Origin of the sequence: Pyramidobacter piscolens W5455 (genome assembly GCF_000177335.1) — a bacterium.
GTDB classification, from domain to species: domain Bacteria; phylum Synergistota; class Synergistia; order Synergistales; family Dethiosulfovibrionaceae; genus Pyramidobacter; species Pyramidobacter piscolens.
The window spans coordinates 1-25,216 of the sequence record NZ_ADFP01000050.1 but is presented as its reverse complement, the minus strand read 5'-3'; the positions used below and the strand labels follow the sequence as shown (position 1 = coordinate 25,216).

At 60.6% G+C, this 25,216-nt stretch carries 24 protein-coding genes and 1 pseudogene; 22 read left to right on the top strand and 3 right to left on the bottom strand.

Features of this window, described 5'->3' with window-relative positions:
• Window positions 1-229, top strand: a pseudogene (locus HMPREF7215_RS04325) (serine hydroxymethyltransferase); the annotation flags it as partial.
• A 125-nt stretch (window positions 230-354) separates the two neighbouring features.
• Here the strand turns inward: HMPREF7215_RS04325 and HMPREF7215_RS04320 are convergent.
• Window positions 355-1,011 carry a YczE/YyaS/YitT family protein gene (locus HMPREF7215_RS04320; RefSeq protein ID WP_009164448.1) on the bottom strand — a complete coding sequence of 219 codons (657 nt, stop codon included), beginning with the start codon at window positions 1,009-1,011 and terminating at the stop codon, window positions 355-357.
• Between the two features lie 180 nt (window positions 1,012-1,191).
• Here HMPREF7215_RS04320 and HMPREF7215_RS04315 point away from each other — a divergent pair, with 180 nt between their 5' ends.
• On the top strand, window positions 1,192-1,572 hold the full coding sequence (locus tag HMPREF7215_RS04315) for a NifB/NifX family molybdenum-iron cluster-binding protein (RefSeq protein WP_009164447.1): 381 nt from the start codon (window positions 1,192-1,194) through the stop codon (window positions 1,570-1,572).
• 79 nt (window positions 1,573-1,651) lie between these two features.
• On the opposite strand, the gene HMPREF7215_RS04310 is transcribed toward HMPREF7215_RS04315, so the two are convergent.
• On the bottom strand, window positions 1,652-2,533 hold the full coding sequence (locus tag HMPREF7215_RS04310) for a LysR family transcriptional regulator (protein WP_009164446.1): 882 nt from the start codon (window positions 2,531-2,533) through the stop codon (window positions 1,652-1,654).
• A gap of 322 nt (window positions 2,534-2,855) precedes the next feature.
• On the opposite strand from HMPREF7215_RS04310, the gene HMPREF7215_RS04305 reads away from it, so the two are divergent.
• The 13 genes from HMPREF7215_RS04305 to HMPREF7215_RS04245 all read left to right on the top strand — a co-directional run bounded on the left by HMPREF7215_RS04305 (window position 2,856) and on the right by HMPREF7215_RS04245 (window position 16,294).
• Window positions 2,856-4,007 carry an ABC transporter substrate-binding protein gene (locus HMPREF7215_RS04305; protein WP_009164444.1) on the top strand — a complete coding sequence of 384 codons (1,152 nt, stop codon included), beginning with the start codon at window positions 2,856-2,858 and terminating at the stop codon, window positions 4,005-4,007.
• An 88-nt stretch (window positions 4,008-4,095) separates the two neighbouring features.
• Window positions 4,096-5,049 (top strand): branched-chain amino acid ABC transporter permease, encoded by a 954-nt coding sequence (locus HMPREF7215_RS04300; protein WP_009164443.1) that lies wholly within the window; start codon window positions 4,096-4,098, stop codon window positions 5,047-5,049.
• Window positions 5,050-5,128: 79 nt separating this feature from the next.
• Window positions 5,129-5,989, top strand: a complete 861-nt coding sequence (locus tag HMPREF7215_RS04295; protein WP_040550443.1) for a branched-chain amino acid ABC transporter permease — start codon at window positions 5,129-5,131, stop codon at window positions 5,987-5,989.
• A complete protein-coding gene (locus tag HMPREF7215_RS04290) occupies window positions 5,986-6,765 on the top strand; it encodes an ABC transporter ATP-binding protein (protein WP_009164441.1) in 780 nt (259 codons plus the stop codon). Before HMPREF7215_RS04295 ends, HMPREF7215_RS04290 begins: the two co-directional genes overlap by 4 nt.
• Window positions 6,766-7,488, top strand: coding sequence for an ABC transporter ATP-binding protein (locus tag HMPREF7215_RS04285; protein ID WP_009164440.1), 723 nt, complete (start codon window positions 6,766-6,768; stop codon window positions 7,486-7,488).
• Between the two features lie 417 nt (window positions 7,489-7,905).
• The gene (locus HMPREF7215_RS04280) at window positions 7,906-8,853 is read left to right on the top strand and encodes an ABC transporter permease (RefSeq protein WP_040550436.1); all 948 of its coding nucleotides are present in this window, start codon (window positions 7,906-7,908) and stop codon (window positions 8,851-8,853) included.
• 9 nt (window positions 8,854-8,862) lie between these two features.
• Entirely contained in the window at window positions 8,863-9,780 is a 918-nt protein-coding gene (locus tag HMPREF7215_RS04275) for an ABC transporter permease (protein WP_009164438.1), read from the top strand.
• A 30-nt stretch (window positions 9,781-9,810) separates the two neighbouring features.
• Entirely contained in the window at window positions 9,811-10,809 is a 999-nt protein-coding gene (locus tag HMPREF7215_RS04270; protein ID WP_009164437.1) for an ABC transporter ATP-binding protein, read from the top strand.
• Complete coding sequence (locus HMPREF7215_RS04265; protein WP_009164436.1) at window positions 10,793-11,755, top strand: ABC transporter ATP-binding protein; 963 nt, start codon at window positions 10,793-10,795, stop codon at window positions 11,753-11,755. The genes HMPREF7215_RS04270 and HMPREF7215_RS04265 overlap by 17 nt, the downstream gene beginning before the upstream one ends.
• An 88-nt stretch (window positions 11,756-11,843) precedes the next feature.
• Window positions 11,844-13,376: an ABC transporter substrate-binding protein gene (locus HMPREF7215_RS04260; protein WP_009164435.1), complete on the top strand. Its 1,533-nt coding sequence runs from the start codon at window positions 11,844-11,846 to the stop codon at window positions 13,374-13,376.
• Window positions 13,377-13,529: 153 nt separating this feature from the next.
• The gene (locus tag HMPREF7215_RS04255; RefSeq protein ID WP_009164434.1) at window positions 13,530-14,300 is read left to right on the top strand and encodes a creatininase family protein; all 771 of its coding nucleotides are present in this window, start codon (window positions 13,530-13,532) and stop codon (window positions 14,298-14,300) included.
• 128 nt (window positions 14,301-14,428) lie between these two features.
• A complete protein-coding gene (locus HMPREF7215_RS04250; RefSeq protein ID WP_009164432.1) occupies window positions 14,429-15,187 on the top strand; it encodes a creatininase family protein in 759 nt (252 codons plus the stop codon).
• 69 nt (window positions 15,188-15,256) lie between these two features.
• Window positions 15,257-16,294, top strand: a complete 1,038-nt coding sequence (locus tag HMPREF7215_RS04245) for an aminotransferase class V-fold PLP-dependent enzyme (RefSeq protein WP_009164430.1) — start codon at window positions 15,257-15,259, stop codon at window positions 16,292-16,294.
• Here HMPREF7215_RS04245 and HMPREF7215_RS04240 read toward each other — a convergent pair.
• Window positions 16,251-16,991 carry a GntR family transcriptional regulator gene (locus HMPREF7215_RS04240; protein ID WP_009164429.1) on the bottom strand — a complete coding sequence of 247 codons (741 nt, stop codon included), beginning with the start codon at window positions 16,989-16,991 and terminating at the stop codon, window positions 16,251-16,253. The genes HMPREF7215_RS04245 and HMPREF7215_RS04240 overlap by 44 nt on opposite strands.
• A 181-nt stretch (window positions 16,992-17,172) precedes the next feature.
• On the opposite strand from HMPREF7215_RS04240, the gene HMPREF7215_RS04235 reads away from it, so the two are divergent.
• The 7 genes from HMPREF7215_RS04235 to HMPREF7215_RS04205 all read left to right on the top strand — a co-directional run bounded on the left by HMPREF7215_RS04235 (window position 17,173) and on the right by HMPREF7215_RS04205 (window position 25,075).
• Window positions 17,173-17,370: a hypothetical protein gene (locus HMPREF7215_RS04235; protein WP_156797430.1), complete on the top strand. Its 198-nt coding sequence runs from the start codon at window positions 17,173-17,175 to the stop codon at window positions 17,368-17,370.
• Between the two features lie 450 nt (window positions 17,371-17,820).
• Window positions 17,821-18,819, top strand: coding sequence for a lipoate--protein ligase (locus tag HMPREF7215_RS04230; RefSeq protein ID WP_009164427.1), 999 nt, complete (start codon window positions 17,821-17,823; stop codon window positions 18,817-18,819).
• A gap of 131 nt (window positions 18,820-18,950) precedes the next feature.
• Window positions 18,951-20,057, top strand: coding sequence for a glycine cleavage system aminomethyltransferase GcvT (gcvT, locus tag HMPREF7215_RS04225; protein ID WP_009164426.1), 1,107 nt, complete (start codon window positions 18,951-18,953; stop codon window positions 20,055-20,057).
• A gap of 58 nt (window positions 20,058-20,115) precedes the next feature.
• Window positions 20,116-20,517, top strand: coding sequence for a glycine cleavage system protein GcvH (gene gcvH / locus HMPREF7215_RS04220; protein WP_009164425.1), 402 nt, complete (start codon window positions 20,116-20,118; stop codon window positions 20,515-20,517).
• Between the two features lie 109 nt (window positions 20,518-20,626).
• The gene (gcvPA, locus tag HMPREF7215_RS04215) at window positions 20,627-21,979 is read left to right on the top strand and encodes an aminomethyl-transferring glycine dehydrogenase subunit GcvPA (protein ID WP_040550433.1); all 1,353 of its coding nucleotides are present in this window, start codon (window positions 20,627-20,629) and stop codon (window positions 21,977-21,979) included.
• Window positions 21,979-23,442, top strand: a complete 1,464-nt coding sequence (gcvPB, locus tag HMPREF7215_RS04210; RefSeq protein WP_009164423.1) for an aminomethyl-transferring glycine dehydrogenase subunit GcvPB — start codon at window positions 21,979-21,981, stop codon at window positions 23,440-23,442. The genes gcvPA and gcvPB overlap by 1 nt, the downstream gene beginning before the upstream one ends.
• Before the next feature lie 277 nt (window positions 23,443-23,719).
• Window positions 23,720-25,075: a dihydrolipoyl dehydrogenase family protein gene (locus HMPREF7215_RS04205; protein ID WP_009164422.1), complete on the top strand. Its 1,356-nt coding sequence runs from the start codon at window positions 23,720-23,722 to the stop codon at window positions 25,073-25,075.
• Window positions 25,076-25,216 lie beyond the last annotated feature (141 nt).

The following is a 25,216-nucleotide window of genomic DNA, read 5'->3' as shown; positions in this document are numbered from 1 at the left end:
TCGCAACACCATCCCGTTTGAGACTCTCAGCCCGATGGTCACCAGCGGCGTGCGCATCGGCACGGCGGCGGCGACCACGCGCGGCTTCGGGCACGGGGAGATGGACAAGATCGCCGGCTGGATCGACCGCGTCGTCACCCACATCGACGACGAAGCGGAGATCGGGAAAGTCCGCGCCGAGATCACCGAGCTCTGCGCGGCCAAGCCGCTTTATCCCGGACTGTATTAAGCATATCGACCTTCGAAACGGCTTCTAAGCTGAAAAGCGTTGCCTTGAAAACGAGATGCTCTCTTGAACGCAGCCCGCGGAAAAAACGCGGGGACGTTCGGGAGAGCATCTCGTTTTGAGGAGCGTCAGGAAAGCGTTCTCCTGCTCCAAAGGTTCCTGGCGGTGGTGAGCAGATCTTCGTGTTCGACCGTGCCGACGTCGAAACGCAGCAGCGAAAATACGGCCTGCAGGATGAAGCTGATGCCGAAGACGGCGACGACGGTACCGACGCCGATCTTGGCGCCGCAGAGCCAGCCGGTGAGCAGCGCGCCGCCTTCGATGAAAAACCGGATCACGCCTACGGGAGTGTGCGGGAAGCGCTTGCACAGGGCGACCATCAGCGCGTCGCGAGGGCCGCAGCTCAATCCCGCGCCGATGTAGAAATAGCTGCCCACGGCGATCAAAAGCTGTCCCGCCAAAAGCGTGGCGATGCCCGAGGGGAAGCCGGTCATCACGGGAATGGCGCCGGCGGCGCGCAGCAGATCGGCAATGGGGCCGATGCAGGCGATGTCGAGCAGCGTGCCGAGGCCGATTTTTTCGCGCAGCAGCAGATCGACGGCGAGGATGACCAGACCCGAGCCGGCCAGCACGGTCCCAAAACTCAACCCCAGCCGGGCTCCCACGCCCATGCTGAAGGCTTCCCAAGGGGCGAGCCCCACGTTGGCTTGGATGTTGCAGCACGAGCCCGTGCCGAAAAGCAGCAGCCCGAACAGCGCCCGGGCGATACGTCGAGAATAGTTCATCAGCGGTCCTCCTGTGTCGGAGAAGATGGAAAGATATTACCTTTTGCGGCGCCGGCGGTCAAGCGGGGACAAGACAGGCACGCCGCGCAGCGGTCGGGCCCCCCGGGCGGACCGGACTTCCGCGGAGGGCGGAGCCATTCATTTTTTTCAGCCGCGTAAAACATATTGGAGGGAAAAGACATGAAATTAGCGGTAACGTACGAGAACGGCGCGATCTTTCAGCATTTCGGGCACACCGAAACGGTGAAGATCTATACGGTCGAGAACGGCAAAGTGGGCGCCTCTGAAGTGATCGGCACCGAAGGTCACGGGCACGGCGCGCTGGCTGCCTTTCTGAAGGAAAAGGGCGTCGCGGCGCTGATCTGCGGCGGCCTTGGCGGCGGCGCGGTCGCGGCGCTGCAGGAGGCGGGGATCTCCATCTACGCCGGCAATCAGGGCAGCGCGGACGAAGCCGCCGCGAAGTTCGCCGCCGGGCAGCTCGCCGCCAACGCCGAGGCGAACTGCCATCATCACGGTCACGGCGAAGAGCATTCCTGCGGAAACGGCTCGTGCAGTCATTAGAGAAAGAAGCGCTTCGGTCGCCGACAAAAAATCCGGCCCCTGTTTTTCAGGGCCGGATTTTTTTGCGCCGGGCGGCTTGTTACGGCAGGCGTTTGTTTTTGAGGAATTCGCCGCGGGCAAAACCGACGAACGTGCGCGCCGCCGGCGAGAGAAACTCTTCCTTCGGCCAGGCCAGGCCGATCTTGACGTTTTCGGGCGGATCGATCGGCACGCTGACCACGCGCGGACTGGCCGGCCGCTGCAAAATGCCGTTCATCAGCGCCACGCCGAGGCCGGCTTCGACCATGGCGAAGGCGGCGCTGACTTCGGAGGTGGAACAGCGCGCCGCGGCCGTGATGCCGTGGGCGGCGAAATAGCGCGAGTTGTCGCTCTCGCGCCCGGGATACATTTCGATATACGGTTCGCTGGCGAACGCCTCGGCGGGAAAGGCGCCGCGGGCGACGGCCCAGTGCCCGGCGGGCACCCAGACGACCAGCTTGTCGTTGCCAAGCGGCGTCCACTGGAAGCCGCCCTCGCGCCGGCTGATGACGCAGAAGTCGGCGCGCCCTTCTTCGACCATGGCGGCCAGATCGCTGCTCAACCCCTCGGCGATGGAGACGGCGATGCCGGGGTGGAGCCGCCCGAACTCGGCGACAAGGCGGGCCAGCAGCGGATAATAAACGCCGTACGCCGCCCCGACGGTGACGCTGCCGCATTCGACGCCGCGAATTTGGGCGGACGTTTCGGCGAACTGTCCGGCGGCGCGCACCAGCTCGCGCAGAACGGGCAGCAGCAGCTTGCCTTCGCGCGTCAGGCTGACGCCGGCATGGTTGCGGTGCAGCAGCGGGAAGCCGGCCTCTTTTTCCAGCGAAGCGATGATGCGGCTCACGCCCGACGGCGTGTAGTCAAGTTCTTCGGCGGCGGTGGTCAGCGAACCGCTTTCGACGGCGCGCAGCAGCACGGCGCATTTTTTCGTGTCCATGGCGTCTCCTTTGCGATGAGAAAAAATCAGGGGCTTTTGCGTTTTCGACGATAAATTATCGGCGGCGCTTTGTCAAATGTCCGCGGCGGAGGCGGACGGCCGTTCGCCATTTCGGGGGCTTCCGTCGCCGCGCATATTGCCGAAACATCATGCCTTGAGTTGCGCTTCCGGCAAAACGCAAATGGTTTATTCGGAAGTAAAAGAGCGGTAAACGCAGCCTGTTTCTATAATATTAGTTGCATAAAAATAACTTGCTTCGAAAGGTAAATTATGTTAAGATTTTCACGTAACAAACTTTATATTTAAAAATGGAGGTGCCAGCGTGAAAAAGTTCCTATCGATTGTTGTGGCGGTTGCGATGTTCGCGTTCCCGGCGTTCGCCGCGGAGGAAGTGCTGGTCGGCGAGATTTCGACCTCGACGGGCGATTTCGCCGCGTACGGCTTCGCCGAAGTCGAGTCGGTGAAGATCGCCCTTGAAGAGATCAACGCCGCCGGCGGCGTCAAAGTCGGCGACGCGATGCTGCCGATGCGCGTCATTCAGTACGACTGCCGCACGCGCAACGAAGACATGGTCAACGCGGCGCGCCGCCTCGTCAATCAGGACAAGGTCGTCGCCGTCATCGGCCCGAGCGGCTCCGGGCTGTGCATTTCCGCCGCCGCCGTGTTCAACCGCGGGCACGTGCCTCACCTCGGCACGCTGCCGACGAACCCGATGGTGACCATGGACGAGCGCGGCAAGGTGCGCCCCTACAATTTCCGCATCTGCTTCCTCGACCCGTATCAGGGCGCCATCCTGGCCACGTTCGCGGTCAAGAATCTGAACCTCATGAAAGCGGCCGTGCTGTACGACGTATCCAGCGACTACTCGCAGGGGCTGCGCGAATTCTTCGTCAACGAGTACGGGAAGATGGGCGGCCAGGTCGTGGCCGACGAAGGGCACCGCGGCGAAGACGTCGATTTCCGCGCCCAGCTGACCAAGTTCAAGGAAGCCAAGCCCGACATCCTCGTGTTCCCGACCATGGGCAAGTGCACGCCGCTGGCGATCAAGCAGGCGCGCGAGATGGGCTTCACCTGCCCGATCATCGGCGGCGACGGCTACGGCGACTTCTGGTGGGAGATCGCCGGCGACGCCATGGAAAACACCTACTGGGTCAGCCACGTGGACAAGGGCGACCCGAAGCTGAAGGGGTTCTTCGACAAGTTCGAGCAGAAGACCGGCACCGAGTGCAAGGAATTCATGAACGCGATGATGGCTTACGACTGCCTGTACTGGCTCAAGGACGCCATCGAGCGCGCCGGCAGCCTCGATCCCGAAAAGGTCCGCGACGCTCTCGAGCAGACCAAGGACCTGAAGCTGATGCACTGCACGCTGACCATGGACGAGTTCCACAATCCCAAGGGCAAGGAAGGCATCATGCTCAAGGCCGAGGGCGGCAAGACGAGCTACTTTGCCACGATCAAGCCCGAGATGTAAAAAGCGTTTTTTCAAATCCGACGGGTTCACTGCGAGGGGCGGCGGCACACGTGCCGCCGCCCTTTCGTCATGAAAGGGAGGAGTCGTTGTGGCAACCTTTTTGCAACAAGTCGTCAACGGGCTCTCGCTGGGCTCCGTTTACGCGCTGATCGCGGTCGGGTACTCGCTGGTGTACTCGATCCTGCTGTTTTCCAATTTCGCTCACGGCGGTTTTCTCGTCGTGGGCGGCTACGTGGCCTACGGCATGCTCAACGCGATGGGCATGAACGTCTGGGCCGCCGGCGCGGGCGCGATCCTCGCCGCGGGAGTCGTCGCCATCGTCACCGAGCGCATGGCCTACCGCCCGATCCGCGAGCGCACGTCGGCCACGCTGTATTTATTGATCGCCTCGATGGGCGTTTCCATCGTCATCGAGAACATTTTCGTCGTCACCATCGGCGGCCGTTACCGCGCCCTGCCGGAGGTGTTCCCCGCCCAGCCGATCGTCCTCGCGGCGCGCGCCGTCGGCGAGGCGGGCGAAGCGGCGCTGCGCTTCTTCCCCGGAGCGGCCGAGGGGCTGACGCCGCTGCTGACGATCAGCGCCTTCGACCTGGTTTCGCTGGGCGTGACGGTCGTCTTCCTGCTGCTGCTGCAGATGTTCCTGATGCGCACGCGCTGGGGGCTGGCGATCCGCGCCGCAGCGTGCGACCTGCGCACGGCGGGGCTGATGGGCGTCAACGTCAACTTGCTGATCGCCATCGTCTTCTTCGTCGCCGGCGCGCTGGCGGCGGTAGGCGGCATTTTCCTGGCGACGCGCTACACGCTTTATCCGCAGCTGGGCAACATGATCACCACCAAGGCCTTCGTGGCGGCGGTCATCGGCGGCCTCGGCAGCCTGCCGGGGGCGGTGATCGGCGGCATCCTGCTGGGGCTGGCGGAGATGCTGACGGCCGGCTTCATCAGCAGCCAGATGCGCGACTTCGTGGTCTTCGCGCTGCTGATCGCGACGCTGATCATCAAGCCGTCCGGCCTGTTCGGCCGCGATATCCGCGACAAGGTGTAGGGGAGGGACCGTCATGAAAAAATCGCTTCTCGGCGCTCTGTTCCTCGCGGCTTTGGGCGCGGTCCTGGCTTACGCGCCGATGGATTATTACATGGAAGGCATTCTCATGCTGCTGTGCATCAACATGATCGCGGCCATGGGCGTGTCGCTGCTGACGGGCTTCACCGGTATCTTCACGCTCGGTCACGCGGCCTATATGGCCATGGGCGCGTACACGGCGGCGATCCTGATCATGAATTACGACGTGCCCTGGCTTCCGTCCGTGCTCGCCGGCGGCGTGCTGGCCGCGGCTCTGGCCTGGGTCGTCGGCGTGCCGACGATGAAGCTGACGGGCGACTATTACGCCATCGCTTCGCTGGGGCTGTGCGAGGCCATCCGTCTCGTGATCGAGAACTGGCAGTCGGTGACGCGCGGCGCGCGCGGCATCCCGGGCATCGATCCCTACACGACGCGCGCCGTGGCGGTGTGGTTCTTCGCGGCGCTGGCGCTGTTCATGTTCAATCTGATCTACAGCCGCTGGGGGCGCTACTTCCGCGCCTGCCGCGACGGCGTCACGGCGGCCTCGCTGCTGGGCTTCAACACGCCGAGCATCCGCCTCGTTTCGCTGCTGATCTCGGCGTTCTATTGCGGCATCGCCGGGGCGCTGCTGGGCGGCTATCTCAGCTTCATCCAGCCGGCCATGTTCGACATGATGAAATCCACCGAGCTGACCTCGCTGGTGGTCTTCGGCGGGCTCGGCTCAATGAGCGGCACGCTGCTGGCGACCTGCATCATCACGCTGATCACCGAACTGTTCCGCCCCATTTCGCAGTACCGCATGCTGATCTACGGCGCCGTGCTGGTGATGGTCATGGTGCTGCGCCCCGACGGGCTGCTGGGCAGCCGCGAGATCTGGGAGTTCTGCCGCGCGCGCGGGACGAAGAAGGAGGAATCGCGATGAACGCGCCCATCCTCGAGATCCTCAACATCAACAAGTCGTTCGGCGGCGTGCACGCCGTCAAGGACGTCAGCTTCAAGATCGAGCAGGGCGAGCTGGCGGGGCTGATCGGCCCCAACGGCGCGGGCAAGACGACGGTCTTCAACCTGATCACCAACGTCTATCCGATCGATTCCGGCGACATCATCTTCGACGGGCTCAGCACGATCCGTCTCAAGTCCTATCAGGTGATCCGCCGCGGCATCGCGCGCACCTTCCAGAACCTGCGCCTGTTCGGCAAGTCCACCGTGCTCGACAACGTCATGACGGCCGCCCAGGTGCATCACACTTACGGCTTTGCCGAGTCCATCACCCATCTGGGACGCTGGCGCAGCCGTGAGGAGATCGCGCGCCGCCGCAGCATGGAGTTCCTCGAGCGCGTCGGCCTGGCCGGCCGCGCTTCGCAGACGGCCGGCACGCTGCCCTACGGCATGCAGCGCCGCCTCGAGATCGCCCGCGCTCTGGCGCTGGAGCCGATCCTGCTGCTGCTCGACGAGCCGGCCGCGGGCATGAACCCCGAGGAGGTGGCCGACCTGAACAAACTGATCACGGGCATCCACCGCGACCTGGAGCTGACCATCTTGGTCATCGAGCACCATATGGACCTGATCATGCAGATCTGCCCGCACATCGTCTGCGTGAATTTCGGCGCCAAGATCGCCGAAGGCGGACCCGACGACATCCGCAAAAATCCCGAAGTGCTCAAGGCCTATCTGGGCGACGACGAGGAGGCGATCTGAATGGCCGGACTGCTCGAAGTGAAAGAGCTCTGCGTCAGCTACGGCGCGATCCGCGCGCTCGACAAGGTGTCGCTGTCCATTCCCGCCGGCGAGATCGTTTCCGTCATCGGCGCCAACGGCGCGGGCAAGTCCACGCTGATGAGCGCCGTCATGGGACAGGTGCCGTACCATTCCGGCGAGATTGAGTTCGAAGGCAAGCCGCTGCCGCGCCGGTCGTTCCAAGTGGTGAAATCGGGGATTTCGCTTTCGCCGGAAGGGCGGCGCATCTTCGCGCCGCTGACCGTGCTGGAAAATTTGCAGATCGGCGCGTTCCCCCGCGGCGACGGCGATTCCGAAAAAGCGGTCAAGGAAGACATGGACTGGGTGTTCTCGCTGTTCCCGCGCCTCGAGGAACGCATCGGCCAGTACGCCGGCACGCTCTCCGGCGGCGAGCAGCAGATGCTCGCCGTGGCGCGGGCGCTGATGTCCCGGCCGAAACTGCTGCTGCTCGACGAACCGTCGCTGGGGCTGGCTCCCGTGATCATCAGGGACATCTTCCGCGAGCTGCGCCGCATCAACGAAAAAGGGCTCACCATCCTGCTCGTCGAGCAGAACGCCAAACAGGCGCTGCTGCTCTCGCAGCACACTTTCGTGCTCCAGACCGGGCGCATCGTCAAGCAGGGCGTTTCGCGCGACCTGCTCGCCGACCCCGAGATCGCCGCGGCGTATCTGGGCGGCAAATAGTATCCTGTTCCTCGTGAAAATACGAAAACTCGCAACGGTCTCTTTTTCGGAAACCGTTGCGAGTTTTTATGAACTTTATCGAGCGGACGTCTGGGGATTCGCTGCGAAAAAAAGAAGCGCAGTAAACGATCGGCGCTGCCGGTTGTTTTTTAAGTTTGCGACTTCGGGCGCGGAGTCTTGAGGTCGGTGATTTTATAGGCGCCTCCCGCCAGTCTCTTTGGATGGAAAATGAGTATTTGTAATGTTTGATGGAGTTTTTTCAGATTTGAATACAATATTATCTGAATGGTTTTATATGAATTTTACAGCCAAATATTATTGTAAAATATATAGCTAATAAGTTGACACTATTAAAATTAATATTATAATGATAGTCGGTAGTAAAAATTAGAGATTGCGAATTGGAGAATGGTGAAAATGTCAAAATACATCGTCAGGCGTCTTTTAACGCTGATACCGGTCATCGTCGGCGTGACCTTTATCGTTTTCTTCATTCTGAACCTTTCTCCCGGAGACCCGGCGGCCATTATCCTCGGCGAGCAGGCCACGGAGGAAGCGCTCGCGATGAAGCGGGAGGAGCTGCACCTGAACGATCCGCTTCTCAAGCGCTATGGGCGCTACATGTGGGATATGCTCCACGGCGACCTGGGCCTTTCCTACAAGAACAGCATCAGCGTCTGGGATCAGGTGATCGGACGGTTCCCCAACACCTGCGTCCTGGCGGTGGCGGGGATTCTGGTGGCGCTGCTGATCGGCATACCGGTCGGCATCATCTCGGCGAAAAAACAGTATTCGCTCATAGACAACGTGTCCATGGTTTTCGCGTTGATCGGCGTCGCCATGCCGAACTTCTGGTTCGGGCTGCTGGCCGTTATCGTTTTTTCGCTGACGCTGGGCTGGCTTCCCTCGCAGGGAATGGGTGAAGGGCTGGTCCCCCTGTTGCGAAGCATCGTCCTCCCCGCGCTGACGTTAGGGACGGGGTGCGCCGCGACCGTGACGCGCATGACGCGTTCTTCGATGCTCGAAGTCATACGGCAGGACTACATCAGCACGGCGCGGGCGAAAGGGCTGAGCGAAAAGACGGTAACGTACCGTCACATGCTGCGAAATGCCCTGATTCCCATTATTACCGCGACAGGCCTGCAGTTTGGCAGTCTTTTAGGCGGCGCGATGCTGACGGAGACGATCTTTTCGTGGCCGGGGCTGGGACGTCTGATGGTCGACGCGATCAAGTCAAAGGATATTCCGCTTGTGCTCGGTTCGATCATCTTCATGGCGACGACTTTTTCCATCGTCAATTTGGTCGTGGATATTATCTACGCCTTTGTCGATCCGAGAATTAAATCCCAGTACAAGGGAAAGTAGGCGATTTTTATGGGAAAAAGCGAAGAAAAAGCACGGCTCCATGAGGAGGAAACGAACAAAGAACGCTCTCTGTGGCAGGAAGCGTGGCGGCGTTTCAAAAAGAACCGTATGGCGATGGCGGGGCTGTATTTCATTCTCTTTCTGGTGCTGACGTCTGTCGTAACGGCCGTGGTGGATCTGGCGACGCACAAAGAGTTTTACAACCATTACGTAATCAGGCAATCGCTACGGTATCGTTTGCAGAAACCCAGTCTGACGCACCCGTTCGGCCTCGATGAGTTTGGCCGGGATATGTTGTTGAGAATGCTGTGGGGAACCCGCTATTCTCTTTTTATGGGAACGCTGGCGATTCTCTTTTCCAGCCTGATCGGCGGGGCGCTTGGGGCTGTGGCCGGATACTACGGCAAGAGGCTGGACAACGCGCTGATGCGGTTTATGGACATTCTGCTGGCGATTCCTTCGATGCTGCTGGCCATCGCCATCGTGGCCGCGCTGGGGACCAGTCTCACGAACGTTCTGATCGCCATCGGCGTGGCTTACGTGCCCGTTTTCGCGAGAACGGTGCGGGCTTCCGTGCTGATGGTGAAGGAACAGGAGTTCATCGAGGCGGCGCGAAGCATCGGCTGCAACGACTTCACGATCATCTTTCAGTACATCGTGCCCAATTCTCTGGCGCCGACGATCGTTCAGGTGACGTTGGGAATCGCCGGGGCGATTCTGTCCATCGCCGGGCTTTCCTTCCTCGGTCTGGGGATCCAGCCGCCCACGCCGGAATGGGGGGCGATGCTTTCCAACGCGAGGACGTACATCAGGGACGCGTGGCACATTACGATCATTCCCGGAATGGGCATCATGCTGACGATCCTCGCCCTCAACCTTATGGGCGACGGGCTGCGCGACGCGCTTGACCCCAGACTGAAAAACTAGAAGAAGCTTTTGAGGAAAGGCGGGGAAGACATGCCGGGCAGTTTGCTGGAAGTGAAAAATTTGCACATTCATTATTCAACGGACGAAGGCGTCGTGCGAGCGTTGAACGGAGCTTCCATCACGATCGAAGAGGGGAAAACGCTGGGGCTGGTCGGCGAAACGGGAGCGGGGAAAAGCACGCTGGCGCGGGGAATTCTGCGTCTGATTCCCGATCCGCCCGGAAAAATCATCGACGGCGAGATTCTGTTCGAAGGAAGGGATCTTCTTGCTCTTTCCGAAGAGGAAATGATGAAGGTTCGAGGCAGAGACATTTCGATGATCTTTCAGGATCCGATGACATCGCTCAATCCTGTTTTGACGGTCGGCGACCAAATTCTCGAAGTGATCGAAACGCACCATCGCGAGATGGCGCGCGAAGAGGCGAAGAAAAAGGCCGAAGAGATGCTGGAGATGGTCGGCATCGCCAAAGGGCGGTACAGCGACTATCCGCACCAGTTCTCCGGCGGCATGAAGCAGCGCGTGGTTATCGCCATCGCGCTGGCGTGCCGGCCGAAGCTGCTGATCGCCGACGAGCCGACAACGGCGCTTGACGTCACGATTCAGGCACAGATTCTCGACATGATCAATCAACTCAAAAGGCGGGACAACACTTCGATGCTGCTCATTACCCACGATCTGGGCGTGGTGGCTCAGAACTGCGACGAGGTTGCCATCGTCTACGCTGGCGAGATCGTTGAAGTGGGAAATATAAAGGACGTGTACCGTGAGAAGCTTCATCCGTATACGAACGGGCTTTTTGGTTCGGTCCCTTCGCTCTCTTCGACGGAAAGGCGGCTCCGCGCGATCGACGGCATGATGCCGGATCCCACGAGGCTTCCCGGCGGCTGCAAGTTTTACGAAAGGTGTCCCCGCGCCGCTGAAAGGTGCCGTAGCGAACTTCCCAAGCTGGTCGAGTGCGGGCCGGGGCATAAAGTCCGCTGCTTCGAATATTACGGGAAGGGAGGGACGGGGCTTGGCGGAGACGAATGAGATTTTGCGGGTCGAACATCTCAAAAAATATTTTGACACACCTGCGGGAACGCTCCACGCGGTGGACGACATCACGTTCTCTCTCGACCGGGGCAGGACGCTGGGCGTGGTCGGCGAATCCGGCTGCGGCAAGTCGACGATGGGGAGGGCGATTCTGAGGCTTCACGAGCCGACGTCGGGCAAGGTGTGGTTCGAGGGGCAGGACATCCTTTCCTACGACAAAAAGCGGCTGAAAGCTCTCAGAAAAGACATGCAGATCATCTTTCAGGATCCCTTCGCGTCCCTGAATCCCCGCATGACCGTCGCGGAGGCGATCGCCGCACCGCTGGTTGTGCAGAATGTCTACAGCCGCAGGGACAAAAAGGGCCTTCGCAAAAAAGTCGCCGAGTTTATGGATCTCGTCGGCCTGGCTCCCCGACTGGTTAACACCTATCCTCACGAGCTGGACGGCGGCCGGCGGCAGCGGATCGGCATCGCCCGGGCGCTGGCGCTGAGTCCCAAGTTCATCGTCTGCGACGAGCCGGTGTCCGCGCTGGACGTTTCCATCCAGGCTCAGATTTTGAATCTCATGCAGGATTTGCAGGACCGTCTGGGGCTGACGTACCTGTTCATCACCCACGATCTTTCCGTGGTCAAGTTTTTTTCCGACGACATTATCGTCATGTATCTGGGGCAGATGGTGGAGAAAGCGCCTTCCGATCTGCTTTTCAAAAATCCGCTGCATCCTTATACGAAAGCGCTGCTTTCGGCGATCCCCGTCGCCGATCCCAATCTGCCCATGCAAAGGATTGCCTTATCGGGAGAGATTTCTTCGCCTGTCAATCCGCCGAAGGGCTGCCGCTTCGCCAAACGCTGTCCGTATGCCGAAGCCGCCTGTACGTCTGGAGATCTGACGCTAGCGGAAGTCGAAGCGAATCATTTCGTTAGCTGCGTTAAAGTTGAGTAACATTTTCATTCAGGTTAAAGGCCGTACCGGCTTTTAATAAAGCCGTCAGCCATAAGGCCCGGCTTAAAAATGAAAGGGGACGAAAAGAATGAAGAACTTCAGCGGGAAACTTTTGGTTATCGCTCTTGGAGCGGTATTGGCCACGGCTTCGGTGTTCTGCGCCGGCGCAGCGGCGGACGGAGCGGAGCACAAGGATACGATCGTTTGGGGACAAGGCGCCGACGTGACGTCCTTCGACCCGCACCAGGGCAAGGAAACGCCTGCGGTCACGGTCACCTGTCAGATTTTCGATACGCTGACGGCCGTCGATCCGGCGACCGGCGAAGTGAAGCCGCAGATCGCGGAAAGCTGGGAACAGCTTGACGATACGACCTACGTCTTCCACATCAGGAAAGGGATCAAGTTCCACAACGGAAGCGAACTGACGGCCGCTGACGTCAAGTTCTCGCTCGACCGCGCCATCGCTTCCGCTTCCGTCTCTTACATCGTCGACTTCATCAAGGAAGTGAACGTGAAGGACGACTTTACGGTGCAAGTGGTCCTGCGCGCTCCGTACGCTCCCGCCCTGCGGAACCTTGCCGTCCCTTTCGCCGCGATCGTCTGCAAGGATGTCGTGGAGAAGGACGAAGAAGCTTTCAAACTGCGTCCCATCGGTTCCGGCCCGTACAAGTTCGTCGAGTGGAAGCCAGGCGACACGGTCAAGCTCGACGCCTTCGATGATTACATGGACGGCAAGCCGGCGACGCCTCACCTTGTCATGAAAGTCGTTCCCGAGACGTCTCAGCGCTTGATCGCGCTCGAGACCGGCGATCTTGACATCTCCTACGACCTCGGCGTGAACGACGTCAAGAGAGGACGCGACAACAAAGACCTTGTCATTTTGGAGGCCCCCAGCCTTTCCTGCTGGTACATCTCGATGAACATGAACAAGAAGCCTTTTGACGACCCGCGGGTGAGAGAAGCCATTAATTATGCCATCGACCGTCAGCTCATCGTCGACACGATCATGTCCGGCAACGGACAGGCCGCCGACGCCATCATCGCGCCGTCGGTCTTCGGATATTACCCTTCGGGCGTCTATGAATACAATCCGGAAAAGGCCAAGGCGCTCCTCAAGGACGCGGGATATGAAAAAGGCTTCAAAACCAATCTTTGGGTCAACGACAATCAGTCCAGAATCGAGATCTGCCAGGCAGTCCAGGCCATGCTTTTGGATATCGGCATCGACTGCTCCGTCGAGGTCATGGAGTTCGGTTCGTTCATTCAGAAGACCACGGCCGGGGAACACGACATGGGCTTCTTCGGCTGGACGACTTCTACCCGCGACGCCGATTACACCTATTACTCGCTTGAACATTCCAGCAAACAGGGCGCTTCCGGCAACCGCTCGTTCGTCCACGATCCCGAGGTGGACAAGCTGGTCGAAAGCGGCAGAAGCATTTCCGATCCTGAGCAGAGAAAGACTATTTACAAAGACCTCGCGCTGCTGCTGAAAAAGATCAACAACAACGCGCCGCTTTACTACTCCACCATCAACGTCGGCGCGCACAAAGGCATCGAAGGCTTCGTGATCGACCCGGTCGGTTATCACGATCTCAGCGCCGTAAGAGTTGCTCGATAAGATCGGGCGATAACCGGGCGCAGCGTGTTTTGACGGGCCTGAGGGGTGTTCCGTTGCACGCTGCGCGCGTGGTTTTGCATATTACGAATACGTCCCGTCTCCGGCGGAAGAGCGGGGAGACGGGACGCAATTTTGGAGAAAGGAAGCGTCTGCATGAGATTGGAACATATCGCCTGGCCCCGGGCGGAAAAATACTTCAAAGAGAACGACACCGTCCTCATCGCCGTGGGAAGCTGCGAGTGCCACGGCCGGCATCTGCCCCTCGGCACGGACACGATCATTCCCAATCGGATCCTGGAACTGATCGAGGAAAAAAGCGGCGTGCTGATCGCGCCGACCATTCCCTACGGCTCGACGAAATCTCTGGCCTGCTATCCCGGCACCATCGACATTGGCGACGAACTGCTGTGCGGTTTGCTGGCGGCGGTGATGGACAATTTTTACCGTCACGGAGCGAGACGGTTCGTGATCCTGAACGGACACGGCGGCAACATCAAACCCATCGAAAACGTCGGCTTCGACTTCGAGAAGAGAGGCTGCCTCGTGGCGTTGCTCAACTGGTGGCTGATGGCATGGGACATGAATCCCGCCTGGAAAGGCGGCCATGGCGGCGGCGAAGAGACGGCCGGCGTGATGGGCGTGAATCCTGATCTTGTAGATCGCAGCGAGATCGGCGGCCCGCTGGAATACATTCATCTTTCCGATCGGTTCGAGACGACGGGCTTCCGGTCCGTCAAGTATAAAGGCGTCAATATCGAGATCCTCAGGCCCGTCGATCATGTGACCTCGACCGGCGGCTGGATCGGCCCCGACCATCCCGCGACGGCGACAGAGGAATGGGGGCGCGAGATGCTTCAAACCTGCGCCGATTACATCGTCGATTTCATGGAGGAGTTCAAAAAGCTTCCCCTTCCGGAAAAATAGGATTTTGTTGAGAAGTCGGCGAAACGGTCCGGCGGATCTCCACAAAAAAACGGAAGGCGCCCCTTTGGCAGAAGGGAGCCTTCCGCGGCGTGCGGACGTGACAATAACCGAGAATAGAGGAAATCATCATGAGACTGGAAAACATCACATGGCCCAGGGCCGAGCGCTATTTGAAAGAGGACGGCACGGTCATTATCGGCATCGGCAGCATCGAAAGCCACGGCCGGCACATGCCGCTGGGGACGGATACGCTGATCCCCGACAAACTCCTTGCCATGATCGAAGAAAAGACGGACGTGCTCATCGCGCCGACCATTCCCTACGGTGCCACGCAGTCCCTGAACGAGTACCCCGGGACGGTAGACATCGACAACGACGTCCTTTACAGGTACCTTCTCTGCGTTATGGAGAGCCTGCGCCGCCACGGCGCCGGAAAGTTCCTGATCCTGAACGGCCACGGCGGCAACATGAAGCCCATCGAAAGAGCCGCCCTGGACATGGACAAGAAAGGCTGCCTCACGGCGGTGCTGAACTGGTGGCTGATGGCGTGGGACATGGATCCCGCCTGGAAGGGCGGTCACGGCGGCGGCGAAGAGACGGCCGCGATTTTGGGCATCGACCCCGCCCTGGTCGACCGAAACGAGATCGGCCCGGCGCTGAAACTCAACGACATCTCCGACGCGATCAAAGCGACCGGATTTTACAGCGTCAGCTACAAGGGAGTGAGCTTCAACGTGCCCCGCCAGATCAGCAAGATCACCGACAGCGGCTGGATCGGCCCCGATCATCCCGGCACGGCCACGGAAGAATGGGGAAAGAAAATGCTGGCGGCCTGCGCCGATTACATTGCGGACTTGGCCGAGGAGTTCAGAAAACTCAAAGCGTAAAAAGAATCGCGCCGGTTCGAAAACACGCCGCGGCGCGCGTAAAATTCGCTGACGAAGGAAGTGTCGAACATGAAGCGAACGAACGGCTTGTTCCCTTTGGAAACGACGGAAACGACCGTTGAACAAGAGAACGGACTTCTCGAAAGCCTGTGCCCCGGAGGGGACCTTGAATATCTTTTGTCCGGCCGCTGCGGGATCTATCATTGCCTGCTGGACATCGCGCGGTACGATAAAAAGCGGGTGGCGTACCTTCCCCTGTACACCTGCGAGACCGTCGTAGCTCCCTTTGTAAAAGCGGGCTTCGCGCTGAAATTTTATCCGCTTGACCGGAACATGCGTCCCGTATTTTCCGAAGACGCGCTGGATCGCGTCAGCCTCGTTTCCGTTTGCGGCTATTACGGATTTTCCACCTTCGACAGGGATTTTGTGAGAAAGTGCAAAGCGCGGGGCCTTACCGTCATGGAAGACATGACGCATTCGGTTTTGTCCGCGGACGGTCTTGACGAGAACTGCGACTACGCGGCCGGAAGTTTGCGCAAGTGGATGGGCGTCGCCTGCGGCGGCTTCGCGCTCAAGAGGCGGGGGCGGTTCGCCCGCGCACCGATGCCGCCGCACCGGGAACATCTGAAGCTGAGATACGACGCCATAGAACGGGACGACATGGAGCTCTTCTGGAAAGGGGAAATGCTGCTGCGGCGGATCTTCGACGATTTCGGCAGCGACGGGAAGTCGGTCTATCTGATGAAACACGCCGATTTCCCGGCGATCCGCAGGAAGCGCCGCGAGAACTACCGGAGTCTTCTGGAAAACGTCAGGGAAAACGAAAACCTCAGGATCGTTTTCCCCGTTCTCGACGCCGCAAGCGTTCCAAGTCATTTCACGGTTTTCGTCGGCGAAAGGGAAAAAGTCCAGGCCGCTCTGCAGGCGCTGGACGTCAAAACTTCGGTCTATTGGCCTCAGGGGCCTTTTATCGATCTGGACGGTCAGGACGATACCCGCTACATTTACGAACACGTGCTGAGCCTGCCCTGCGACCAGCGTTTCTCCGCGGCGGAGATGAAGGCTATGGCAGAGGCGCTGAATAGCTGCACGAAGACAGCTTTCTGACCTCTTCCTCCAGATTTACGCGGTATATTTTCTCTCCCATGATAATGTAGTGAGCGTCGAGGCAGAGGCAGGAATCTTTCAGATCGCCTTTTTTGAGAACCTCCAGGATGACCTTGTGGGCTTCGTAATTGTTCTTGTGGCTGACGGCGTACTTGTTGGCCGACGGCGCGTCGAAAACGTCCGCCCCCAGCTTGCGCGAATTCTTGACGGTCAAAAACATCGCGCCGTTGAGAGGGCTGAGCATCTGCCACATTTTCGTCAGGCGCGACATCCGCCCCATATCCACGATCTGGCGGTGGAACATCTCGTCGGCGGCGATGATCGCCGTCAGCGAATCGTCCTCGCAGGCCCTTTTCATCTGCCCAAGAGCGATTTCCATTTTCAGGACGGCCTCGTCGCTGCACCTTCCGCCGCACCGTTCCAAGGCGATCTTTTCCAGGCTGCCCCTCATGAAGAAAACTTCGTAAGCGTCTTTGGGCGAAAGGGTCGTGACCGAGCACCCCTTGTTGGTCTGATACTCCACAAGCCCTTCGAACGTCAGCGTCTTCAGGGCTTCGCGCACGGGGCCGCGGCTTACGCCCATTTTCCCGGCCACGTCCAGTTCCGCGATCTTGTCGTTGGGCTGCAGTTCGCCGTTGAGGATCTTGTTCCTCAGATAAGTTTCGACTTTTTTCGATAAGGTGACTTTGGATTCCATTCCGGCCTCTCTGAAATTGTCATTTTTTTTGCGGGATTGTTTGTAAGACGATCGCATTGTCATGAGTTTAGTTATTTTATGCGTAATTGTCAATCAAAAAACTGTCCGGGCTGGGGCGGATTTTCAGGGAGCGAACGCGCGCCGTTCGAAGAGAAAACGGCGGGACCGGGGGGCAGGCGACTTGTTTGCGATGTTCCACGTGGAACATCATGCCGCGAACGCCGCGGATCTTGCCGAAGCGATGGACGCCTGGGGCTACTGCGAAGAGCGGGCGATGACGCGGCTTTACCCGCTGCGTTACACGGCGGCCGACCGTCGCACCTACGTTTGCATCGCCGCGTACGGCTCGGCCATGCTGGCCCTTTCCCTGATTTTATGAAAATGTTCCACGTAAAACATTTCACAAAGAACGAAGTTATGGCAACGGTTTGATGTATATATGCCCAAAATAATTTGCCCGCGTCGGCTCTCTTGAAACGACGCGGGCAAATTGTTGTTCAAAGAAAACTGTCTTCGAGCGGCGCCGCGAGAAAATCTCTCTTTGCGTCAATAGCGCGCGTTATATTAGTCTAACTTACAAATCGAACAATAACACGATTTCTCGCTTTCAGCGCTTTAAAAAAAAGAGTGAGTGCGAATATTCGGACTTGTCAGCGCAGATTATTTCTAGTTTGATTACTATGCTTCGCGCAGTTCTTGCTTGAAAAAAACGAACGGGTAATTTATGATTATATTGTCTCAAGCAAGAATATTATTTTGTGGCGATTGAAGAAACTTGCGTCGGAGTGATGTATTGATTGAGAAATCACGCACACGAGAGGAGAATTTCATGGATATTGTCAGGGCCCGCCTGGTTCGTTCGCCGGTGTGCAATCCATGGAGAAATCTCGCCTGGGAAGAATATCTGACGAAAAACTGCGCGGACGACGAAGCGGTCTTCTATCTCTGGCAGAACGCCCACACCGTGGTGATCGGGCGGAACCAAAACGCCTGGGCCGAGTGCCGCATCGAGCTGATGGAAAAGGAAGGCGTGACGCTGGCCCGCCGTTCGACGGGCGGCGGCGCGGTCTATCATGACCTGGGCAACCTGAATTTTTCTTTCGTCATGCCGCGCGGGCATTACGACATGACGCGGCAGCTCAACGTGATCCTGGCGGCGCTGCGGGCGCTGGGCGTGAACGCGGAGTTCACCGGGCGCAACGACCTGACTGTGGACGGGCGCAAGTTTTCCGGCAACGCCTACCAGCTGACGAGGCGCGTCGGGCTGCACCACGGCACGCTGCTGGTCGATTCCGACATGTCGGTGTTGCCGCGCTATCTCAACGTCGATCCCGAAAAACTCAAGAACAAGGGCGTCAAATCGGTGGCGTCGCGCGTCGTCAACCTGAGGGAAGCGGCGCCGTCGCTGACGGTGGAGAAGATGTACGCGCCGCTGGAAGAGGCTTTTCTGGCGGAATACGGCGGCGGCTGCGTAACGCGCGAGGGCTCGCTGCCGGACGACGATCTGTACCGCGAGCTGTTCGCCCGGTACGGCAGCCGCGAATGGCTGCTGGGGCGCTCGCCGCAGTGCGAGGGTACGCTGCGCCGGCGCTTCGCCTGGGGCGGGGTGCAGCTGTGCTTCGACATTGAGGACGCCGCGGTGAAGGATCTGCGCGTCTTTTCCGACGCCATGGACGGTGAACTGATCCAGGCGGCGGAACGCTGCCTGGACGGACAGGCTTTCGACTGGGACGCGCTGGCGGAAGCGCTGGAACACGAATTCCCGCAACAGGCGGAAATGGGCGATCTGGCCGCGTGGTTCCGCGAACGTCCGGCGTTGCAGGCGTAGCGGCGCGGATTTCGGCGTATTCACGTCCGCACCTGCGGACGCGGCTTTTGTGAAAGTCGGCATCCTTGTGGATGTCAGACGGTGGCGGCGTCGCTCGGGCGGCGCCTTTTGAGAAAACAGGAGGTCAAAAGATGAAGAGAACCCCGATGTACGAGTGCCACGTTGCCGCGGGCGGCCGTATGGTCGATTTCGGCGGCTGGGAGCTGCCTGTGCAGTACGAGGCGACGGGCATCAAGACCGAGCACCTGAACGTGCGCGCCAAGGCCGGTCTTTTCGACGTCTCCCACATGGGCGAAGTGACGGTGGTCGGCCCCAAGGCCGAGGCCTGGATCTCCAGCCTCGTCACCAACGACGTGGCGGAGATGCACGACGGCCAGGTGCAGTACAACATCATGTGCACCCCCACGGGCGGCGTCGTCGACGATCTGCTGGTCTACCGCTACAACAAAGAGCGTTACCTGCTCGTCATCAACGCGGCGAACGTGGAGAAGGACTGGGCCTGGTTCAACGACCACCTGACCGACGGCGTGAAGATCGAGAACATCTCCATGCAGACGGCGGAAGTGGCTCTGCAGGGTCCCAACGCCGAAGCGATTCTCAGGAAGATCGTCGATTTCGATCCCGCGACGCTGGAGTTCTTCCACTTCAAGGATCCCGTCGACGTTAAGGGCATCAAGGCCATCGTCAGCCGCACGGGCTACACCGGCGAAGACGGTTTCGAGATCTACGTGGACTGGAGCAAGGGCGCCGAGCTGTGGAACATCGTCATGGAGGCCGGCAAGGATCTCGGCCTGATGCCGATCGGCCTGGGCGCGCGCGACAGCCTGCGCTTCGAGGCCGGGCTGCCGCTGTGCGGGCAGGAATTCACCGACACGCTCGGACCGCTCGAGGCGGGATTCGGCTTCTTCGTGAAGCTCGACAAGGCCGGCGGCTTCATCGGCCAGCCGGTGCTCAAGCAGCAGAAGGCCGACGGCCTGAAGCGCAAGATCGTGGCCGCGAAGCTGATCGACAAGGGCGTGCCGCGCCACGAGATGGAAGTGGCCGACAAGGACGGCAACATCATCGGCGTGGTCACCACGGGCGGCTACGGCCCCTCGCTGGACGCCAACCTCGCCAACTGCCTTGTGAACGTGCCCGCGCCGGCCGTGGGCGAGAACCTGTGGATCATGATCCGCGGCAAGGCCAAGAAGGCCGAAGTGGTGAAGAAGCCCTTCTACAAGAAGAGCTACAAGAAGTAGTTTTCGGCGCTGAAAAAATTTTGCGGAAATCTCTAAAATTTCAAGGAGGATACTGACAATGACGACCAAAGTTCTGCCTGAGCTGAAGTACACCAAGGACCACGAGTGGATCAAGATCGACGCCGACGGCTTCGGCCTGATGGGCATCACCGACCACGCGCAGCACGCCATGGGCGACCTCGTTTACATCGAACTGCCCGACGTCGACCGCGAGGTGAAGGCGCACGAAGCCGCCGTGATCGCCGAGTCCGTCAAGGGCGCCAACGACGTGTTCGCTCCCGTGTCCGGCACGGTGGTTGAAGTGAACAGCGATCTTGAGGACGCTCCCGAAAAGGTCAACGCCGATCCGTACGGCAGCTGGATGGTCAAACTGAAGCCCGCCGATCTGAAAGAGCTGGACGACCTGCTCGACGCCGCCGCCTATCAGGCGCTGGTGGAGAAGGAAGAGGCCGAGGCCTAGTTTTCGACGCTGAAAATTTCGTCTGGAGGCGTGACCGTTGCTTTCCGGACGAAATTTTTCCCCTGAAAGACCGTGATTTTTGAGCCGATCAATGGAGGTGTTCAACTTTATGAGCCAATATATCCCCAACACCGAGGCTGATCGCCGCGCGATGCTCGACGCCATCGGCGTCGCGTCGATCGACGAGCTGTTCTCGGACATTCCCGCTCAGGTCCGCCTGGCCAAGGCGCTCGACCTGCCCGAGGCGCTTTCCGAGCCCGAATTGGCGCGCCATCTGCGCGCGCTGTCGGGAAAGAACCGAAACCTCGACGAGCTGACCTGCTTCCTGGGCGCCGGCTCCTACGACCATTTCATTCCTGCCGCCGTCGACACGATCGTTTCGCGCGGCGAGTTCACCACCAGCTACACGCCCTATCAGCCGGAAGCGGCGCAGGGCACGCTACAGGCCATCTTCGAGTATCAGACCATGGTCTGCGAGCTGACCGGCATGGAAGTCTCCAACGCTTCGATGTACGACGGCGCCACCGCCGCCGCCGAAGCCATGGTGATCGCGGCCGCGGAAACGCGCCGCGAGCGCCTTCTCGTCGCCTGCAGCGTCAATCCCGAGACGGTCCGCGTGCTTGGCACCTACTGCTGGAGCCGCGGCTACGAACTGACCGTCCTGCCCTGCAAGAACGGGCGGCTCGATCGCGCGGCGCTGAGCGCCGAGCTGGCCAAGGGCGACGTAGCGGCGCTGCTGCTGCAAACGCCCAGCTTCTTCGGCGTGGTCGAGGATCTGACCGGCCTGGCCGACGAGCTGCACGCCGCCAAGGCCCTGCTGATCGTCTCCACCGACCTGCTGGCGCTGGGCTGCATCAAGGCCCCCGGCGAACTGGGCGCGGACATCGTCGTCGGCGACGGACAGAGCGTCGGCAACAGCGTCAGCTTCGGCGGCCCCGCTTTCGGCTTCATGGCCGCCACGAAGAAACTGATGCGCAAGATGCCCGGCCGCATCGTCGGCCGGACCAAGGACATCCAGGGGCGCGACTGCTACGTGCTCACCCTGCAGGCCCGCGAGCAGCACATCCGCCGCGAAAAAGCCACGTCGAACATCTGCTCCAACCAGAACCTGTGCATCGTCGCCGCCTCGGTCTATCTCAGCCTGATGGGGCCGCAGGGACTGCGCGAAGTGGACGAGCAGATCCTCGCGAAGACGGCCTACGCCGTGGACGCTCTGGTGAAAACCGGCAAGTTCCGCCCTGCTTTCGCCGGCGTTCCCGCGTTCCGCGAAGTCGCGCTGATCTGCGACGAACCCGTCGCCAGCCTCAACGCCCGGCTGCTCGAAGCCGGCATCCTCGGCGGCCTCGACCTCTCCAAGAGTCATCCCGAGCTCGGCAACGCCTGGCTGCTGGCTGTGACCGAACAGCGCACGAAGGAAGAAATCGACCGCCTTGTGTCGATCGCCGCAGGAGGTGACCGCTAATGCTCCGCTCTGTTGAATCCCTGTTCGAAGCCAGCCGTCCCGGCCGCGTCGGTTATTCGCTGCCCAAGCTCGACGTCCCCGCCGTGGGGGCGCAGGACGCCCTCGGCGGCATGGCCCGCGCCCAGGCGGCCCGTCTGCCGGAGATGGCGGAAGTGGACGTGGTGCGTCACTTCACGCGCCTGTCCCACCTGAACTTCTCCGTCGACGAAGGATTTTATCCGCTTGGTTCCTGCACCATGAAGTACAATCCCAAGATCAACGAAGCGGCCGCCCGTCTGCCCGGCTTCGCCCGCATCCATCCGCTGCAGCCGGAAGGCACCGTGCAGGGCGCTCTCGGCCTGATCCACGACCTGTCCGCGATGCTGGCGGAGATCACCGGCATGGCGGCCGTCACGCTGCAGCCGGCCGCCGGCGCTCACGGCGAACAGACCGGCCTGATGCTGATCAAGAAGTACCACGAAGACCGCGGCGACCTCAAACGCACCAAGATCATCGTCCCCGATTCCGCCCACGGCACCAACCCGGCTTCGGCCACCGTCACCGGCTTCGAGCCCGTGGCTGTGCCTTCCGACAAGGACGGCATGGTCGACCTGAACGAGCTGGCCAAGCTGATGGACGACACCGTGGCCGGACTGATGCTGACCAATCCCAACACGCTGGGCATCTTCGAGAAGAACATCCTCGAGCTGACCGATATGATCCACAAGGCCGGCGGCCTGTGCTACTACGACGGCGCCAACGCCAACGCCATCGTCGGCCAGGTGCGTCCCGGCGACATGGGCTTCGACGTGCTGCACCTCAACCTGCACAAGACCTTCAGCACGCCGCACGGCGGCGGCGGCCCCGGCGCGGGCGCGGTCGGCGTCAACGAAAAGCTGCTGCCCTATCTGCCCACGCCCATCGTGGTCCGCAAGGACGGCGCTTACACGCTGGAGACGAAGGCCGAGCACCCCAAGAGCATCGGCAGCGTGCGCGGCTTCTACGGCAACTTCGGCGTGCTGGTGCGCGCCTACGCGTACATCCGCAACCTCGGCGCGGCCGGGCTGAAGGAAGTTTCCGACATCGCCGTGCTGAACGCCAACTATCTGGCCGCGAAGATCAAGAAGTTCTATCCGCTGGCCGTGAACGGTTTCTGCAAGCACGAGTTCGTGGCCGACGGCAGCGAACTGAAGCACGAGACCGGCGTGTCCACCATGGACGTGGCCAAGGCGCTGATCGACGCCGGCTACCATCCGCCCACGACGTACTTCCCGCTCATCGTCCACGAAGCGCTGATGATCGAGCCGACGGAAACCGAGTCCAAGGAGACGCTCGACGGCTTTGTCGACGCTCTGCAAAAGATCGTCGAAGAGGCCAAGGCCAAGGGCGCGGAAGAATTCCACGCCAAGCCGCACAGCACCGTGATCGCGCGTCCCGACGAAACCGAAGCGGCACGTCATCCCATTCTGCGCTGGCAGTTTTAATACTATTTCTTGATCAAAAAGCCGAACACGAGGGCGCTACGAGGGAGATTCACAAAGCGAGCTGCGCAGACTGCGTAGCAGTCGAGGTAGTCCTGAGCGACTGAACTCCCTCGCAGCGCCTAGAAAACTATGTTAATACTTTCTATCAAGAATTAGTATAATACCGGGATCAAACGATAAAACGCGAAGCGATTGCGCCGCGGGGGATTTTTCGCCAGAGGCGGCTCCCCGCGGCGCTTCGTTTCGCGTTTTTTGCGATATGACAGGAGGAAGACACATGTATGATCTGATCGTCCTCGGCGGCGGCCCCGGCGGCACGCGCGCCGCGGAGCTGGCGGCCCGCCACGGCATGCAGGTCGCGCTGGTGGAAAAAGCCCATCTCGGCGGCACCTGCCTGAACCGCGGCTGCATCCCCACCAAGGCCCTGTATTCCCACGTGATCGGCGGCAAGGGGCCGCGCGAAGGGCTGTGGACGCGCCTCGAGGGCGTGATCGACACGCTGCGCAAGGGCAACGCCCAATTGATGAAGATGGCCGGCGTCAAAGTCCTGCGCGGGACCGGCGTCGTCGCCCAGTGGGAAGGAACCAAAAAAATGACCGTTACTCATGACGACGGTTCAGAGGAACAGATCGAAGGCAAACGCCTGCTGGTCGCCGTCGGCGCGCGCTCCGTGTGCCCCGAGTTCGCCGGCAACGACCTGCCCCAGGTGCTCACCGGCGACTGGGCCATCACCGACCCGCAGCTCTGGGACCCCGAGCGTAACGCTTCCGTGCGGACCGTGGCCGTGCTCGGCGCGGGCGTGATCGCGCTGGAAATGGGCATGATCCTGCAGGGGCTGGGGAAAAAAGTGATCCTGCTCAAGCACTCCGACCAGATCCTGCGCCGCCTCGACGGCGACGTCAAGAAAAAAGTCGCGCTGGCCGTCAAGCGCCGCAAGACCGTCGTCAAAGATTACGTGCGCCTCACCGAAGCCGCAGCCGACGGCGACGGCCTGATCCTGCGCGGCACGTCGAAGGACGAACCGTTCGAAGAGCGCTGCGACCGGCTCATCGTCGGCTCCAGCATGACGCCGATCCTCGAAGGATACGGGCTGGAGAACAGCGCCATGAAGATCGAAAAGGGCTGCCTCGCCGTGGACGCGCAGATGCGCACCTCCATCGACGGCGTCTGGGCCATTGGCGACTGCACCGGCGGCGCGATGCTGGCGCACCTGGCCGAATATCAGGCGCTGGCGGCCGTCAGCAACATGACCGGCGGCGAGTACGCCGTCAATCTCGACGCCCTGCCCGCCTGCGTGTTCATCGAACCGGAAGTTGGCACCGTCGGCCTCACCGAAGAGGAAGCCCAATCCCGCGGCATCGACTACGCGACTTCGCGCGCCTATTTCGCCGCCAACGGCATGGCACTGGCCATGGGCGAGGGCGACGGCTTCGTCAAGGTCGTCGCGCGCAAGGCCGACGGCGTGCTGCTGGGCGTGCACATCATGGGGCCGGAAGCGGCCTCTCTGCTGGGCGAAGCGGCCCTGGCCGTGTCCAGGGGACTGACCGCGCGCGACGTGGCCTATTCAATCCACGCGCATCCCACGCTGTGTGAGTGCTTCCGCGACGCCTGCCTGAGAATCGTCGAGGGGTAAGATGACGCCGAGCGTCCCGCTGCTTTTGCTGCCGGGACTGGCCGGCGGCGCGGACTGCTGGGGCGAGCCGTTCCTCGCCGCCCTGCGGCGGGCCGGAGTGCGGCCGCTGCTTTACGAGCCGCCGCGGGATTATTCATTCGC

Coding starts and splice junctions, on each gene's coding strand:
- HMPREF7215_RS04320 (WP_009164448.1), bottom strand. CDS start 1,011: ATGAACTATTCTCGACGTATCGCCCGGGCGCTGTTCGGGCTGCTGCTT.
- HMPREF7215_RS04315 (WP_009164447.1), top strand. CDS start 1,192: ATGAAATTAGCGGTAACGTACGAGAACGGCGCGATCTTTCAGCATTTC.
- HMPREF7215_RS04310 (WP_009164446.1), bottom strand. CDS start 2,533: ATGGACACGAAAAAATGCGCCGTGCTGCTGCGCGCCGTCGAAAGCGGT.
- HMPREF7215_RS04295 (WP_040550443.1), top strand. CDS start 5,129: ATGGATTATTACATGGAAGGCATTCTCATGCTGCTGTGCATCAACATG.
- HMPREF7215_RS04290 (WP_009164441.1), top strand. CDS start 5,986: ATGAACGCGCCCATCCTCGAGATCCTCAACATCAACAAGTCGTTCGGC.
- HMPREF7215_RS04285 (WP_009164440.1), top strand. CDS start 6,766: ATGGCCGGACTGCTCGAAGTGAAAGAGCTCTGCGTCAGCTACGGCGCG.
- HMPREF7215_RS04280 (WP_040550436.1), top strand. CDS start 7,906: ATGTCAAAATACATCGTCAGGCGTCTTTTAACGCTGATACCGGTCATC.
- HMPREF7215_RS04275 (WP_009164438.1), top strand. CDS start 8,863: ATGGGAAAAAGCGAAGAAAAAGCACGGCTCCATGAGGAGGAAACGAAC.
- HMPREF7215_RS04270 (WP_009164437.1), top strand. CDS start 9,811: ATGCCGGGCAGTTTGCTGGAAGTGAAAAATTTGCACATTCATTATTCA.
- HMPREF7215_RS04260 (WP_009164435.1), top strand. CDS start 11,844: ATGAAGAACTTCAGCGGGAAACTTTTGGTTATCGCTCTTGGAGCGGTA.
- HMPREF7215_RS04255 (WP_009164434.1), top strand. CDS start 13,530: ATGAGATTGGAACATATCGCCTGGCCCCGGGCGGAAAAATACTTCAAA.
- HMPREF7215_RS04250 (WP_009164432.1), top strand. CDS start 14,429: ATGAGACTGGAAAACATCACATGGCCCAGGGCCGAGCGCTATTTGAAA.
- HMPREF7215_RS04245 (WP_009164430.1), top strand. CDS start 15,257: ATGAAGCGAACGAACGGCTTGTTCCCTTTGGAAACGACGGAAACGACC.
- HMPREF7215_RS04240 (WP_009164429.1), bottom strand. CDS start 16,991: ATGGAATCCAAAGTCACCTTATCGAAAAAAGTCGAAACTTATCTGAGG.
- HMPREF7215_RS04230 (WP_009164427.1), top strand. CDS start 17,821: ATGGATATTGTCAGGGCCCGCCTGGTTCGTTCGCCGGTGTGCAATCCA.
- gcvT (WP_009164426.1), top strand. CDS start 18,951: ATGAAGAGAACCCCGATGTACGAGTGCCACGTTGCCGCGGGCGGCCGT.
- gcvH (WP_009164425.1), top strand. CDS start 20,116: ATGACGACCAAAGTTCTGCCTGAGCTGAAGTACACCAAGGACCACGAG.
- gcvPA (WP_040550433.1), top strand. CDS start 20,627: ATGAGCCAATATATCCCCAACACCGAGGCTGATCGCCGCGCGATGCTC.
- gcvPB (WP_009164423.1), top strand. CDS start 21,979: ATGCTCCGCTCTGTTGAATCCCTGTTCGAAGCCAGCCGTCCCGGCCGC.
- HMPREF7215_RS04205 (WP_009164422.1), top strand. CDS start 23,720: ATGTATGATCTGATCGTCCTCGGCGGCGGCCCCGGCGGCACGCGCGCC.